Here is a 15,688-nt window from a genome sequence, read left to right as displayed (position 1 = left end):
TCTAGTATCTAGTATCTAGCCCCTCGCATCTCTCATCTAGCCCCTCTCATCTAGCCACTTAAATCTACCCCCTCGGCTCTAACAGCTGTACTAATAACTGCGCGGTTCTTTGTCCTCTGAACTCATTGACATCCAAGCTATATACGCAGAACACTTTTTTCACCGACAGATTAGGCCACACTTCAGGGTCAATATTAAAGGCAATGGCATCAATTAATTTCCCTTCATGCTCTAACATCATTTTAAGGTGTTTTAGACCAACGATACGTTGTTGTTTTAACTCGAATACACCATCAAAGACTGGTGCAGGAAAACCTTGTCCCCAAGGGCCTGCATCACGCAACTCTTGGGCGATACATAAGTCTAATTGATCCGGTGTTAACTGACCGTCAGATAAAATAACATTCTGTAATAGATGATCTTCTACTTGCTCTGCTAACACTTTATTTAAGGTGTCGTTAAATAGTGCGAAGTCTTTCTCCGACAAACTCAGGCCAGCAGCCATGGCATGACCACCAAACTTTAAAATGACACCGGGAATAGTTTTATCCACTACATCCAACATATCGCGAATATGCACACCAGGAATAGAGCGAGCTGAACCTTTAATTTCGCCGTCATTAGCGCGGGCAAAAGCAAAAGTAGGACGGTAATACCTTTCTTTAATACGTGAAGCCACCAGCCCTATCACACCTTGATGCCAATCGGCTTCAAATAAACATAAAGCTAAAGGTAAGTTAGCTTGGTCAATGGAGAGCTTTTGCAAGTTAGCAAGCGCTTCCTGTTGCATGCTTTGTTCTATCTCACGGCGCGACACATTTAAACCATCCAACTCTGTTGCTAAGGTATTAGCATGTAATGGGTCATCGCATAATAGCAGCTCAACACCATGGCTCATCTCATCTAAACGCCCTGCAGCATTAAGTCTTGGGCCTAATGAAAAACCTAAATCGCTAGCCACCAGCTGTTGTTGATTACGTTTAGCAACTTGTATTAATGCACTAATACCAGGACGGCAATATCCCGCTCTAATACGGGCTAAGCCTTGATGCACTAAAGTACGGTTATTACCGTCTAATTTCACCACATCAGCGACTGTGCCTAATGCGACTATGTCTAAGAAGTTAGCCAAGTTAGGCGCAGGGAATTGTGTAAAACAGCCTTTTTCTTGCATTAATGAGCGTAACGCTAGCATTACATAAAAGGCTACACCCACACCGGCTAAGTTTTTACTCGGGAAATCACACCCTACTTGATTAGGGTTAACAATGGCATCGGCAATCGGAGTTTCTTCGCCGGGTAAGTGATGATCGGTAACTAATACTTTTAATCCACATTGTTTAGCATGAGCGACACCGCTGATACTAGAAATTCCGTTATCCACTGTCATTAACAGTTCAGCGCCCTGCTGCACTGCTAAATCAACAATCTCTGGACTTAAGCCATAGCCGTAATCAAAACGGTTAGGTACAAGGTAATCAACTTGTTGGAACCCTAACGCACGTAATGACAATACGCTTAATGCGGTACTGGTTGCACCATCGGCATCAAAGTCGCCAACAATAATAATTTTTTGCTGACTCAAATAGGCTTGATATAACAAATCACAGGCATCATCCATCCCTTTTAATTGGCTGGCATGAATTAAGGTTTTAGTGCTGTTATCTAGCTCGGCATTCTCAGTGATACCACGGCTCGCATAGAGCTTGGTTAACAAAGGGGAGCAGGATAATGACAATATACTATCGTCACACTGAAGTGGGCGTTGTTGGACTTGTGTTTTGTTGATTTCTGAAGACATAAAAACTGCATGATAAGGAATTATCAATGCAGTTTACAAATAGCCGCTGTACTAGTCTATTTTTTTTGTTCTAATACTTGCAGTAAACGGTCTGGTGGTAAGTAACCCGGCATAGCCGTACCGTCTTCTAAGAAGATAGTCGGTGTACCAGTAATACCTAATGCAACACCCAAATCATATTGTTCTTTAACTGTATTATCACAAGTAACAGGTTCAATGTTACGACGTTTTTTAGCGTCATCCATCGCCCCTTTTGGATCATCAGAACACCATACCGATACCATTGTATGGTAAGCATTTGAGTTAACACCACCACGAGGGAAAGCTAGGTAACGCACTGTAATACCTAGGTCATTGTACTCTTGCATTTGTGAATGCAATTTCTGACAGTAAGCACAACTGGTATCAGAAAATACGGTGATCACGTGCTTTTCATCATCTGCTTTATAGATGATCATATCTTTTTCGAAGTCTTTAATTTTTGCAAAATGTTCAGCAGTATTTGCTTTACGCACTTCAGCCACTTTAGCGCTGGTTAAGTTATTCATGCCATTATCTAAGTCATAGATATCGCCATTTAATAAAAACTGTCCATTTTCACTAATGTAATAGATAGCCCCTTGGCTAACAATTTCATATAAACCTTTTACAGGCGACTCATCGATAGAATCCACTTCTACTTTTAATGATTGTAACTTTTTAGTAAGCAGTTCATTTACTTCTGGTGAAATAGCCGCAAAGCTATTGGTGCTAAGTAACACCCCAGCAAGTAATGCACCTACACTTTTTTTAACGTTCAATATGGACATCATGACCCCTGAAAAATTAAATTAATGACGATTGATTATGCCTATCTTGCTGACTAATGTGAATGCCTTTATATCTCATATTAGCCTCTGTGATAAATCATCTATGCCTGACTTTAGTATAAGAACAATGTTAACTAAGCACGAGGATGATGTTCTTCATGTAATAGTTTTAATCTATCTTTGGCAATATGGGTATATATTTGCGTAGTTGATAAATCACTATGTCCTAATAGCATCTGTACGACACGTAAGTCAGCACCATAGTTCAATAGGTGTGTGGCAAAAGCATGACGCAATACATGTGGCGATAAAGCCTCTTTATCGATACCTGCTAATTGCGCATAATGTTTAATACGATGCCAAAAGGTTTGTCTTACCATTTGTGTGCCACGGCGACTTGGAAACAACACATCACTACTTTGCCCTGATAATAACGCTGAACGCATCTCTTCGATATAACGCTCTAACCAATGTATAGACTCTTCACCCAAGGGTACTAATCTCGTTTTGTTACCTTTACCAGTAATTCTGATCACACCTTGTTTTAGGTTGATCTCTTCCATGGTCAACCCTACTAATTCCGTAACACGTAACCCTGTCGCATATAACACTTCAAGCATTGCTTTGTCCCTGAATTGAATAGGGTCATCTAATTCCGGTGCGGCTAGCAATGCATCCACTTCCGATTCAGATAATGATTTAGGTAAAGGTTTTACGATTTTAGGACTTTCTAGTTTGGCACTCGGATCATCTTCGCGAATTTTTTCACGACATAAATATTGATAATAACGACGTACTGCACTCATTAAACGAGCAGTAGAGGTACTTTTATAATCAATCTCACCTTTTAATCTATTTTCAAAGTAATCACTGAGTTGACGCTCACTGGCTTCAGTTAATGTGGTGTTTTTAGAGACTAAATACAACTCCACTAAAGAGAGGTCATGACGATATGAATCCAGCGTATTTTTAGACAACCCACGCTCTAACCAGAGTGAATCTAAAAATTGTTCGATGCTTAATACTTCCATTCTAACGGCCTTAACGGTAAATTAGCGCCTCTTTTATTTTTCTTCAAAAGGTCGCATATGAAAATCGGTTTATTTTATGGCTCTAGCACTTGTTACACAGAAATCGCTGCAGAAAAAATTCAAGCAGAGCTAGGCGAATCATTAGTGGACCTATTTAACATAAAAGATGAGGGGTTAAGCAAGATAAATGATTACGATATTGTCATTTTGGGCATTTCCACTTGGGATTTTGGCGAGCTTCAGGAAGATTGGGGCAAGTTATGGGATCAAATTGATGGTTTAACCGTCAATGGTAAAATTGTCGCTATTTTTGGCTTAGGTGATCAAGATGGATACAGCGAGTGGTTTGTGGACGCGGTGGGTATGCTGCATGATAAATTATTACCACAACAACCTAAGTTTATCGGCTACTGGCCAGTTGAAGGTTACCAGTTTGATGCGTCTAAAGCGCTTACCAAAGATGGTCAATACTTTGTGGGTTTAGCCTTAGATGAAGATACACAATACGAACTAAGCGACCAACGTATTAGTGAGTGGTGTTTACAGATATTAGAAGAGATGCAAGAGTTGCTATAAAATATCTGTTACTCCTATTCTGTAATAGAGATACAAATTATCAATTAACAGCGCGATTCACTATAAAGCAACAAACCCCGTAAATAACTGCGCTGTTAACTTATTCCCATATCACCAATAAAGTATTAACTTTCTATTTTTCAATAGCTTTACTATTTCAACCATTGCAAAATTTCATATTGCCTAACCCATTTCTAGTATTAAATTAAACCTATCTGTACAACATCTCTTTACAGTTATCTGACCTTATTATCATCGTTATCTGATTTTTATGTAATTAAATTTCAATACTGTAACTCTTCTGATCCAGATCAATCGTCTTCCTCTGACTTTGTTTAAGCTACAAATATTAAATTTATTACAAATATTTAACCTTATTACAGTGCTCAGCACGATTAAAAAATTTTAAATTAAACCAGAGTACAGGAGTACCTCCTCAATGCCAAAAGACAACAAAAGTAAAAGCTACCAAGACCTGCACAGGCCAGCCAGCGAGTTTGCCTCAAGAGCAGATTACTTGAATCATGAATTACAAATCATGAAACCACGCCGTTTCGGGTTAAACCTACCAGGCCGAGACTTTAATTTTGAATGGGAAGATCTTGTACCAGCAGTCGCAGGTACTATTGGCATCATCGCCATGTACTCAGCGGTAATGATGTCATGGGCTGATGGTCTTACTGAGCAATGGGCACATATCACCCTAGGTAAAGACTTTGCCATTGAAGTAGCACGCGTAGAGATGCTTATTCCAGCTTTTCTATTTTGTATTGTTGCCTCTGGTTTTGTAAACCCTAAAGCTAATCTAGCGGGTAACCACGGGCCAATGATCCCACTAATCGGTGCCATTGCACTTGCAGGTGCTCACCCACTAGCATTAGCTATTTTGTTAGGTATTTTCGGATTATTACTGAGTTACTTCAAAGGTGGATCTAAACTGGTTAACCTGACCAGTGAAGGGGTTGCTGGCGGCCTACTGGTCTTTTTAGGTTTTACAGGGGCATTCAGTCAAATCGGACAAATTCAAAGTTGGGCAAAGGGTTTAGAGTCGGCAGACGTCGCAGCAGGTAGCATGGGCTATATTGGTTTAATCGTACTAGCAGCTAATATCGTGTTGTATGCCATTCTTGCTAAAATCAATAAACGTTGGTTAGCGATTCCAGCTTGTGCCGTCACAGGTTTATTAATCGCATTAGCCTTTGGTGCAGGGTTTGATCTTATTTTTGAAACAGAAATGGGCTTACCTAATTTAAACCCTGTTTATTGGTGGGGAAGTACAACTGAAGGTTGGATGTTAGGTTTACCTAACCTTGAACACTTTATTGCCTCGTTACCTTTTGCCATCTTAGCCGTGGCGATGTGGTCACCAGACTTTTTAGGTCACCGTATATTCCAAGAATTAAACTACCCAAAAAATACAGAAGAAGTATTAATGGATGTGGATGACACCATGACCATGTGTTCTGTTCGTCAAATGGTTGGTACAGCAGTGGGTGGTGGTAATATCACCTCTTCATGGGGAACTTACATGATCCCAGCTGCGATTGCTAAACGCCCTATTCCTGCAGGATCTATTATCTTAGGTAGCTTGGTAATGTTAATCGCATTTTTAGGATTCCCGATGGATATAGCAGTTTGGCCGCCAGTAATGCGTATTGCGCTATTAGTCGGTGTTTTCCTACCATTATTAGAAGCAGGTATGCAGATGATTAAAAATACAAAAGACTCTCAAGCAGCAGGTATTTGTATCTTTACTGCTGCGGTGTTTAACCCGGTATTAGCTTGGGCACTCACCATGTTACTGGATAATAATGGTTTAATTGGTGATAAAGAGCGCGCTAAACGTTTATCATTTTTAGATAAAGTCATTATTCCAGGGTCAGTATTAATCGTGTGCTTTATTGCGATGGTAGCTGTGGGTATGTTCGAAAAACAATATGGTTTACCAGCTTTACTATAAAGTTCATTAACTAGATTTCTCTAACTAGATACAGAAAAGGCGCTATTAAGCGCCTTTTTCATCTTTAACGTTTATTCATTTCTAAAGCAATGTTAACCATTATTTACAGCTTTTTAATATCTGCTACTAAATCTGTAGATATCTGCTGCAATGATTTCAATAACTCATCCTGATCAAGAGGGTTTACAGTGGAAATATGAAAGTGACTGGTAAACACTGTACCGCCAATATCGGGTACACCAATACGATTACATTCCATGTTTTGTAGTTGCAGATCATAATCATTTAATACCGCTGAGATATCTTTCACTAGCCCTAATCTATCTTTAGCATCAATGGATAGATTAAATCGTGTCACTTGATCTTCTACTATAGGCGGCAGTTCCATCCAAGTGACCGTTAACCCTAATTGCTTAATATCATCAATCAGTTGTTTAAGGTGTTGCGGATCAAGTTCGACTTTAATTAATCCTGCCATCTGGTTATCTATATGGTTAATTTTACTGTTTAACCACTTACCCTCTAATGCGTGTGTTTTCTCAGATAACATATTCACCAAATTAACATGGTACTCGCCAGTAATGGTCAATAAAATTTGATTGCTCATAGGATTTAGCTCCTTTAGTTTTATTTAAACAGTAGGTTTATTCACCATTATCAATCCTAAATCCCACTATTTCCCTGACCTTAAGCATAAAAACCTAATATTTTATCTACCCATCTGGTTTATCGAACTCCTCTTCACTCTCCTATACAACACTTTTGATATAAAGAACTCACCTCTTTATAACTTGGGCAATACATTTTAAAAAAGAAAACTGTAATTTTATTACAAGTTCACTAACAAGTTGATGTGAATCAATTTTTGAAAAAGCACCTTTGTTAAAATAATAACCAATCCATCACGGGGGTAACTTCTAAGATGCAAACAGGCAACAGAACAGACAAGCTTTTAGCTTATCAAATGACCAATCAAGACAGCGCAGCTGCTGACTCAACTCGCCAGCATTTTTTATCTAACTCTTATATTGCGCTGATGTTAAAGCCACTTAATGTTCTGTTATTCACCATAATTTGCATTGCCCTAGGACAAACAAATTCTAACTATTTTTTTAATCACTAACGGTAAAGGTAAAGCTTTATGACTAAATTAAACGAAGCATTTGAATCAGCATGGGAAGGTTTTGCAGGCGAAGCTTGGAAAACTGAAGTAAACGTGCGCGATTTCATTCAACAAAACTACACACCATTTGAAGGTGATGAAAGTTTTCTAGCAGATGCAACCAAAGCGACTGATGAGCTTTGGGAAAATGTAATGGTAGGTATTAAACAGGAAAACGCAACGCATGCACCTGTTGATTTCGATACGGACGTGGTTTCTACTATTACCGCACATGACGCTGGCTACATTAATAAAGACCTAGAAACGATTGTTGGTTTACAAACTGAAAAACCATTAAAACGTGCGCTTATCCCGAATGGTGGTATTCGTATGATCGATGGCTCTTGTAAAGTGTACGGTAAAGAACTAGATGACGGCATTCGTACTATCTACTCTGAATACCGCAAAACACATAACCAAGGTGTTTTCGATGTGTACACAGGTGATATTCTTAAATGTCGTAAATCTGGCGTACTAACAGGTTTACCTGATGCATACGGTCGTGGTCGTATCATTGGTGACTACCGTCGCGTTGCGTTATACGGTATCGACTTCCTAATGGCAGAAAAAGCGGCACAACATAAAAGCTTAGAAGCAGAACTAATCGCAGGTACTTCATTAGAAGATACAATGAAACTGCGTGAAGAGATTTTTGAGCAATACCGTGCACTTGACCAAATGAAAGTAATGGCGGCTAAATACGGCGCTGATATTTCAGGTCCAGCAACCAGCGCTCAAGAAGCAATTCAATGGACTTACTTTGGTTACCTAGCTGCAATCAAATCACAAAATGGCGCGGCGATGTCATTTGGTCGTACCGCTTCATTCTTAGATATTTTCATTGAGAAAGATTTACAAGCTGGCGTGATCACAGAAACAGATGCACAAGAATTAATTGACCACCTAGTAATGAAACTACGTATGGTACGTTTCCTACGTACACCTGAATACGATGATCTATTCTCTGGTGACCCAATCTGGGCAACAGAATCAATTGGTGGTATGGGTGTTGATGGTCGTACATTAGTTACTAAAAACAGCTTCCGTTTCTTACATACTCAATACACTATGGGCCCATCTCCAGAGCCAAACATTACTGTATTATGGTCTGAAGACTTACCAATTAACTTCAAAAAATACTGTGCAAAAGTATCTATCGATACATCATCTATTCAATATGAAAACGATGATCTAATGCGTACTGACTTTGATAACGATGATTACGCAATCGCATGTTGTGTGTCACCAATGATTGTTGGTAAACAGATGCAATTCTTCGGTGCACGTGCCAACTTAGCAAAAACACTTCTGTACGCAATTAACGGTGGTGTTGATGAAAAATCAAAAGCACAGGTTGGTCCTAAAACATTACCAGCTATTACTAGTGAAGTATTAGATTACAATGAAGTTTACTCAAACCTTGACCACTTCATGGATTGGTTAGCAGAGCAATACGTGACAGCATTAAACTGTATTCACTACATGCACGACAAATACAGCTACGAAGCATCACTAATGGCACTTCATGACCGTGACGTTTCACGCACTATGGCTTGTGGTATTGCGGGTCTATCAATTGCAGCGGATTCATTAGCAGCGATTAAATATGCAAAAGTGCGTCCTATTCGTGATGAAGATGGTATTGCAACTGACTTTGATATCGAGGGTGATTACCCTAAATTTGGTAACAACGACCCACGTGTTGATGACATTGCATGTGAACTAGTTGAAACCTTTATGAAGAAAATCAAATCACGTCCAATGTACCGTAATGCACGTGCAACACAGTCAATTCTTACTATTACATCTAATGTTGTATACGGTAAGAAAACAGGTAATACACCAGACGGTCGCCGTGCAGGTATGCCATTTGCACCAGGTGCAAACCCAATGCATGGACGTGATGAAAAAGGTGCAGTAGCATCATTAACATCAGTATCTAAACTACCGTTTGCTTACGCACAGGATGGTATCTCTTACACATTCTCTATCGTACCAAACGCACTAGGTAAAACTGATGATTCACAAAAATCAAACCTAGCAGGTTTAATGGATGGTTACTTTAAACACACACCAGAGATTGAAGGTGGCCAACACTTAAATGTTAACGTGATGAACCGAGACATGTTGTTAGATGCGATGGAAAATCCAGATAAATACCCACAATTAACAATTCGTGTATCTGGTTATGCAGTTCGCTTTAACTCATTAACTGCAGAGCAAAAACAGGACGTTATTACACGTACCTTTACTGCTAGCCTGTAACTCTCAATTTGTGGAGAGAAAAATAATAGGTTAACGTTTCAAAGGTTTCACCTTAATGGGTGAAGCCTTTATTTTTATCACCAAACAATTAATTATTTACCTGTTCTTTTAACTAATACCCTTTATATTAAAAAAATGGATTGGTATTAATAAAAGTACATATAAATAATTTATTTTCAGAGGTAACTTTATGCCAGTGACTGGTCGAGTACATTCAATTGAAACCTGTGGCACCGTTGACGGCCCAGGCATTCGCTTTATCATCTTTTTGCAAGGCTGCTTAATGCGTTGTCAGTATTGTCATAACCGAGATACTTGGGATACCGAAGGCGGTAAAGAGATGACGGTTGATGAGTTGATGAAAGAGTTATTACAGTACCGCCACTTTATGAATGCATCGGGCGGTGGTATCACTATTTCCGGTGGTGAAGCTATGCTACAACCTGAATTTGTACAAGCTATGTTTGAAGCTTGCCGCTTAGAAGGCATTCATACCTGTTTAGACACCAATGGTTTTGTCCGTAAAATTGATGATAGAACTAAAAAAATCCTAGACAGCACTGACCTTGTACTTTTAGATATAAAACAAATGGATAACAAAAAACATATCGACCTAACTCATGTCAGTAATAAATATACCTTAGAGTTTGCTCAATATTTAGCAGACCATAATCAAGCCGTGTATTTACGTTATGTGGTTGTGCCAGGTATTACCGATAGCCTTGAGGATGCACATGCATTAGGTAAATTCATTCAACCCATGAAAAACATAGAGAAGATCGAAATGTTGCCTTACCACGAACTAGGTCGACATAAATGGATTGAAATGGGCGAAATATACCCGTTAGAAGGTGTGCAACCACCAACAAAAGAGGTAATGACAGCGGTACAACAAGTGCTATTGGAATATCACCCTAGTGTCATTTTTTAACAAAATAACCACCAAGAATAATCCCCTATTTTTATCTCACTTGTTAAGGCAGTTTATACTGCCTTTATGTTAAGCTTAGCTTTTTTGATTGAGCAGTAACATTATGACCTCTTTTATTTGCCCGCTTTGCCAAACACCTTTTAAACAAACTAATAACACTCAGGTTTGTGAAAATAACCATCACTTTGATATTGCAAAAGAAGGTTATTTAAATCTATTGCCAGTGCAATCTAAAGGCTCTAAAAATCCCGGTGATAATCAAGAGATGATGATGGCAAGACGTGCCTTTCTTAATACTCATGGTTACTTACCTTTAGCCAATAAAGTTGCTGAGATCAGTGCGCAATATTTAACGAATAGCGAGCAAGCACGTATTTTAGACCTTGGGTGCGGGGAAGGTTATTACACCAATATCATCAAAGAAAAACTGCCAAAGGATGAGGTGTGCGGTGTCGATATCTCTAAAGTCGCGGTTCGTTATGCTGCAAAACGCTATAAAAACATCGATTTTTGTGTGGCTAGTGCTTACCAAATCCCCCTAGCTGATGACACATTAGACCTAATGATCCGCATCTATGCGCCTTCAAAAGCGGAAGAGTTACAACGATTAATCAAAAAAAGCTGTTATTTAATTACAGTAACACCTGCGCCACGTCACTTATATCAGCTAAGAGAAGTGATTTATGAGCAAATAAATGAGCATGCGGAAGAAAATGAGGCAGTTGAAGGCTTTACTAAAATAGATAAAATTGACTTAAATTACACCTTGGAAATTGAAAATCCACAGCAATTAAAAGATTTAATTAATATGACGCCATTTGCTTGGAAGTTCACTAAAGAGAAATTAGCAGAACTTCTTGCACAGCAAAAATGGCAAATTGAATGCGATTTTAATATTGAAATATTTCAAAAAGATTAAATTAACTCATTATTATAGAGAAAATTATCGCCACCTTTTTTAAACCCTCTGTTAAGCAATTTTGCTAGGTCAATAAAGCGTGGTTTATCCAGCATCACTTGTTGACCTGGTTGCTTTCCATTTAACACTTCAATAATTTCTACATACCAAGCAAACAGTGATGGCGACAGGGTTTGTTGAGATCTTTTTCCTAACCATAATAAACAATGAATAGGTAAACCAATTAAAAATAGAATAAAAGTAGCAGTACTCGGCCAAGAGAAGTAAACCGGAAATATGATATAAAGCGAAGCAACTAAAACAATAAAAACAGGAAATATTTTTATTAATAGTTGTGTATAGCAAACCATTTTACTGTCAATAAACAAGGAATATAGGCAAGCTTGTTTAGGCCAAGTTTTTAAATAATGTTCACCTTTTTTTACTAAATCAAAAAATCCAAACAATGCAATTCTCCTTAAAAAAGATTAGACATATATCCCAAAAATAACATTTCGCTTAATCGAACAAAAAATATCCAACCATTGATTGATTTCGGATAGTTTTTAGCAAATTGTTATTTGTAATTTTATTACATACAGGTAAAATTACCAATATAACTTAATATGAGCAAGGTCAACCAATACTGAGTACTAATTAAGTTGTCCCTAATCATTATATACTAGCTTAATATCGGGCCTTGGTTTGATATTTTTTGTTAATTCTTTACTGAATGGAATTTTTTCATGAGCAATAAATTAGTCCTTGTACTTAACTGTGGTAGTTCTTCGCTTAAATTTGCTGTTATTAACGCAAACAATGGTGATGAAATCATCAGTGGCTTAGCAGAATGTTTTAACCTTCCTGATGCGCGCATCAAATGGAAATTTGATGGCAAGAAGGAGTCAGCTAAACTTCCTGAAAACAGTGCTCACTCTGCAGCGATTAGTTTCATCGTAGAAGAGATCATCAAGAAAATTGAAGGTCTGGCAGAGCAATTTATTGCTGTTGGACATCGTATCGTTCACGGTGGTGAAAAATTCACTCAATCAGTGATCATCGATGACGTAGTATTAGAAGGTATTGAAGAGTGTGCATCACTTGCACCACTACACAACCCAGCTCACATTTTAGGTATTAAAGCGGCACAAGAAGCATTCCCAACTTTACAACAAGTTGCTGTATTTGACACTGCATTCCACCAAACAATGCCAGCAAAAGCTTTCTTATACGCTTTACCTTACAACCTATACAAAGAATCTCATATCCGTCGTTACGGTATGCACGGTACTAGTCACCTATTTGTAACTGGCGAAGCTGCTAAAGTATTAAACAAACCTGTGTCTGAAACTAACATTATCTCTGCTCACCTAGGTAATGGCGCATCAGTTGCTGCTATCAAAAATGGTCAATCAGTTGATACAAGTATGGGTATGACACCACTTGCAGGCCTAGTAATGGGTACACGTTGTGGTGATATCGACCCAAGTATCATTGAGCACTTAGTTGAACGTAAAGGTTACAGCCTGAAAGGTGTAATGGATATGTTACAAAAACAAAGTGGTCTATTAGGTATTTCTGGTCTGTCTAGCGACTGTCGTGATATCGAAGATAACTACAAAGAAGGCCATGAAGGTGCGACACTTGCTATCGAAATGTTCTGCTACCGTCTAGCTAAATACATCGCTTCTTACGCAGTACCACTAGGCCGTATCGATGCAATCGTATTCACTGGTGGTATCGGTGAGAACTCTGACATCATTCGTGAAAAAGTATTAGACCTACTGACTATCTTTGGTTACAAAGTTGATGCAGAGAAAAACAAAATTGCATTATTCGGTACTCAAGGTGTTATCACTACAGAAGATTCACCTATCGCAATGGTTATCCCAACCAATGAAGAATGGGTTATCGCACAAGATTCTGCTGCCTTAGTATCAGCATAATTACGACTAATTTTTGAAGGGAGTCTATACTCCCTTTTTTTGATCTTATAAAAGGAAAACTCATGGCACGTACAATAATGCTTATCCCAATCGGGGCTGGTGTTGGTGTGACTTCTGTTAGTCTTGGTATGGTTCGCGCAATGGAACGTCAAGGCGTTGCAGTTAACTTCTTCAAACCAATTGCTCAACCTCGCCAAGGTGACCAAGGCACAGAACGTTCAACCACTACTCTACGTAACTCTTGCAATATCCTACCTCCTGAACCTTTTGCAATGAAATACGCTGAAAACCTTATTTCTTCAGGTCGAACTTCAGAATTACTTGAAAACATCGTTGAGCGTTTCCGTGAAGGCACTAAAGACAGCGACGTAATTATCGTTGAAGGTTTAGTACCAACTGATAAACACCAGTTTGCTAACAGTGTTAACTACAGTATCGCTAAAGCATTAGGTGCTGAGATGGTATTTGTTACGCACCCAAGCAACGACACATCTCAGCAATTGAAAGAGCGCATGGAAATTGCGGTTTCTTCATTTGGTGGTAAAGACAACGAACGTATCGCTGGTTGTATCATTAACAAAGTTGGCGCGCCAATTGATGAAAATGATAAAGCGGGTATGGATATTACAGAGATGTTTGATATCCCTGAAGCAAGCATTAATAACAATCTTGAAGTGTTACAAATGTTCAGCAAAAGCCCACTGCCTATCTTAGGTTGTATCCCATGGAGTGCTGACCTAATTGCACCACGTGTAAAAGATTTAGCTGTTCACTTAGAAGCTAAAATCTTAAACGCAGGTGATTTAGAAAACCGTCGTCTACAGTCAGTGACTTTCTGTGCACGTTCTATTCCAAACATGGTTGAGCACTTTAAAGCTGGCTCTATGCTAGTGACTTCTGGTGACCGTAGTGACGTAATCATTGCTGCATGTTTAGCAGTGATGAATGGCATGAAGATTGGTTGTTTACTACTTACAGGTGATTACACACCTGAAGAAGAAGTGATCAAACTTTGTCAAAGCGCAATGGATGCTGGTTTACCTATCTTACTGATCAAAAGTAACACATGGCAAACAGCTCAGCGTTTACAGAACTTCAACATGGAAATCCCAGTTGACGATCTAGAGCGTATTGAGAAAGTACAAGAGTACATTGCAAGCCATATCGATAAGCATTGGTTAAACACCTTAACTGAAGACTCTTCATTATCACGTCGTTTATCACCACCAGCATTCCGTTACCACTTAACGGAATTAGCACGTAAAGCAAACCAACGCATCGTGTTACCTGAAGGTGAAGAGCCACGTACAATCCAAGCAGCGGTTATCTGTGCACAACGTGGTATCGCTAAACCAGTATTACTTGGTAACCCAGAAGAGATTCACCGCATCGCAACACAACAAGGTATTGTTGTGACTGATGAAGTTGAAATCGTAAACCCTGTTGATGTAATTGAGCAATACGTAGCACCTATGGTTGAACTACGTAAAAGTAAAGGCTTAACAGAGGTAGTTGCACGTGAACAACTGCAAGATACTGTAGTACTAGGTACAATGATGTTAGCGGAGAATGAAGTAGCAGGTCTTGTATCGGGTGCTGTTCATACGACTGCCAATACTATTCGCCCTGCTTTACAGTTAATCAAAACAGCACCAGGTGCAAGTTTAGTATCTTCAATCTTCTTCATGTTATTGCCTGACCAAGTATTAGTATATGGTGACTGTGCAATCAACCCAGATCCAACGGCTGACCAACTAGCTGATATTGCTATTCAATCTGCTGATTCTGCGATTGCTTTTGGTATTGACCCTAAAGTAGCGATGATCAGTTACTCTACTGGTAACTCAGGTGCAGGCTCGGATGTTGAGAAAGTACGTGAAGCAACTAAAATTGCACAAGAGCGTCGTCCAGATCTATTAATCGATGGTCCTTTACAATACGATGCAGCGGTGATGGAAAACGTAGCGAAGAGCAAAGCACCAGACTCTAAAGTAGCTGGCCAAGCAACAGTATTTATCTTCCCTGACTTGAATACAGGTAATACAACCTACAAAGCGGTACAACGTAGTGCTAACCTGATCAGTATTGGTCCAATGCTGCAAGGTATGCGTAAACCGGTTAATGACTTGTCTCGTGGCGCATTGGTAGACGATATTGTTTACACCATCGCACTAACAGCAATTCAAGCAACACAAGCAAGTGAAAAAGCAGCGTTAATCGAAGGTTAACCTTTACTTAACAAGCTAAGCACATGTTAAAAGCCCCATTTAACGATAAAGTTAAATGGGGCTTTTTTATTACCTAAAATA

12 protein-coding genes are annotated in these 15,688 nt (G+C 39.0%); 7 read left to right on the top strand and 5 right to left on the bottom strand.

The genetic code is table 11. The features are described from left to right. Positions 1-64 precede the first annotated feature (64 nt). The 3 genes from recJ to xerD form a co-directional block, all read right to left on the bottom strand. A complete protein-coding gene (recJ, locus tag DS885_RS07860) occupies positions 65-1,801 on the bottom strand; it encodes a single-stranded-DNA-specific exonuclease RecJ (RefSeq protein ID WP_113818887.1) in 1,737 nt (578 codons plus the stop codon). A 56-nt stretch (positions 1,802-1,857) separates the two neighbouring features. Further along, complete coding sequence (gene dsbC / locus DS885_RS07855; protein ID WP_113818886.1) at positions 1,858-2,610, bottom strand: bifunctional protein-disulfide isomerase/oxidoreductase DsbC; 753 nt, start codon at positions 2,608-2,610, stop codon at positions 1,858-1,860. A gap of 134 nt (positions 2,611-2,744) precedes the next feature. Further along, a complete protein-coding gene (gene xerD, locus DS885_RS07850) occupies positions 2,745-3,641 on the bottom strand; it encodes a site-specific tyrosine recombinase XerD (protein ID WP_113818885.1) in 897 nt (298 codons plus the stop codon). A gap of 57 nt (positions 3,642-3,698) precedes the next feature. Between xerD and fldB the strand changes: the two genes are divergently transcribed. Further along, a complete protein-coding gene (gene fldB / locus DS885_RS07845; RefSeq protein WP_113818884.1) occupies positions 3,699-4,217 on the top strand; it encodes a flavodoxin FldB in 519 nt (172 codons plus the stop codon). A 439-nt stretch (positions 4,218-4,656) separates the two neighbouring features. After that, positions 4,657-6,177: a DUF3360 family protein gene (locus tag DS885_RS07840; RefSeq protein ID WP_113818883.1), complete on the top strand. Its 1,521-nt coding sequence runs from the start codon at positions 4,657-4,659 to the stop codon at positions 6,175-6,177. 103 nt (positions 6,178-6,280) lie between these two features. Here the strand turns inward: DS885_RS07840 and DS885_RS07835 are convergent, their stop codons facing one another. After that, complete coding sequence (locus DS885_RS07835) at positions 6,281-6,784, bottom strand: glycine cleavage system protein R (RefSeq protein WP_113818882.1); 504 nt, start codon at positions 6,782-6,784, stop codon at positions 6,281-6,283. Between the two features lie 534 nt (positions 6,785-7,318). Here DS885_RS07835 and pflB point away from each other — a divergent pair. From pflB to rlmA, 3 genes are all read left to right on the top strand, one after another. Then, the gene (pflB, locus tag DS885_RS07825; RefSeq protein ID WP_113818880.1) at positions 7,319-9,604 is read left to right on the top strand and encodes a formate C-acetyltransferase; all 2,286 of its coding nucleotides are present in this window, start codon (positions 7,319-7,321) and stop codon (positions 9,602-9,604) included. Between the two features lie 190 nt (positions 9,605-9,794). Further along, entirely contained in the window at positions 9,795-10,535 is a 741-nt protein-coding gene (gene pflA, locus DS885_RS07820; protein ID WP_113818879.1) for a pyruvate formate lyase 1-activating protein, read from the top strand. 103 nt (positions 10,536-10,638) lie between these two features. Beyond that, on the top strand, positions 10,639-11,454 hold the full coding sequence (gene rlmA / locus DS885_RS07815; protein WP_113818878.1) for a 23S rRNA (guanine(745)-N(1))-methyltransferase: 816 nt from the start codon (positions 10,639-10,641) through the stop codon (positions 11,452-11,454). Here rlmA and yfbV read toward each other — a convergent pair. Then, on the bottom strand, positions 11,451-11,900 hold the full coding sequence (gene yfbV, locus DS885_RS07810; RefSeq protein ID WP_113818877.1) for a terminus macrodomain insulation protein YfbV: 450 nt from the start codon (positions 11,898-11,900) through the stop codon (positions 11,451-11,453). The genes rlmA and yfbV overlap by 4 nt on opposite strands. 279 nt (positions 11,901-12,179) lie before the next feature. On the opposite strand from yfbV, the gene DS885_RS07805 reads away from it, so the two are divergent. Together DS885_RS07805 and pta are read left to right on the top strand one after the other, a co-directional pair. Then, positions 12,180-13,379 carry an acetate kinase gene (locus DS885_RS07805; RefSeq protein WP_113818876.1) on the top strand — a complete coding sequence of 400 codons (1,200 nt, stop codon included), beginning with the start codon at positions 12,180-12,182 and terminating at the stop codon, positions 13,377-13,379. Between the two features lie 62 nt (positions 13,380-13,441). After that, on the top strand, positions 13,442-15,607 hold the full coding sequence (gene pta / locus DS885_RS07800) for a phosphate acetyltransferase (protein ID WP_113818875.1): 2,166 nt from the start codon (positions 13,442-13,444) through the stop codon (positions 15,605-15,607). Positions 15,608-15,688: the final 81 nt, after the last annotated feature.

The organism is Psychromonas sp. B3M02 (assembly GCF_003318165.1).
Taxonomy (GTDB): Bacteria; Pseudomonadota; Gammaproteobacteria; order Enterobacterales; family Psychromonadaceae; genus Psychromonas.
The sequence above is the reverse complement of the archived record's forward strand: the minus strand, read 5'-3'. Positions and strand labels throughout refer to the sequence as shown.

Bases quoted from the DNA above. Each gene is read 5' to 3' on its own strand.
- DS885_RS07805 (WP_113818876.1), top strand. From the start codon at position 12,180: ATGAGCAATAAATTAGTCCTTGTACTTAACTGTGGTAGTTCTTCGCTT.
- fldB (WP_113818884.1), top strand. From the start codon at position 3,699: ATGAAAATCGGTTTATTTTATGGCTCTAGCACTTGTTACACAGAAATC.
- rlmA (WP_113818878.1), top strand. From the start codon at position 10,639: ATGACCTCTTTTATTTGCCCGCTTTGCCAAACACCTTTTAAACAAACT.
- xerD (WP_113818885.1), bottom strand. From the start codon at position 3,641: ATGGAAGTATTAAGCATCGAACAATTTTTAGATTCACTCTGGTTAGAG.
- recJ (WP_113818887.1), bottom strand. From the start codon at position 1,801: ATGTCTTCAGAAATCAACAAAACACAAGTCCAACAACGCCCACTTCAG.
- DS885_RS07840 (WP_113818883.1), top strand. From the start codon at position 4,657: ATGCCAAAAGACAACAAAAGTAAAAGCTACCAAGACCTGCACAGGCCA.
- dsbC (WP_113818886.1), bottom strand. From the start codon at position 2,610: ATGTCCATATTGAACGTTAAAAAAAGTGTAGGTGCATTACTTGCTGGG.
- pflB (WP_113818880.1), top strand. From the start codon at position 7,319: ATGACTAAATTAAACGAAGCATTTGAATCAGCATGGGAAGGTTTTGCA.
- DS885_RS07835 (WP_113818882.1), bottom strand. From the start codon at position 6,784: ATGAGCAATCAAATTTTATTGACCATTACTGGCGAGTACCATGTTAAT.
- pta (WP_113818875.1), top strand. From the start codon at position 13,442: ATGGCACGTACAATAATGCTTATCCCAATCGGGGCTGGTGTTGGTGTG.
- pflA (WP_113818879.1), top strand. From the start codon at position 9,795: ATGCCAGTGACTGGTCGAGTACATTCAATTGAAACCTGTGGCACCGTT.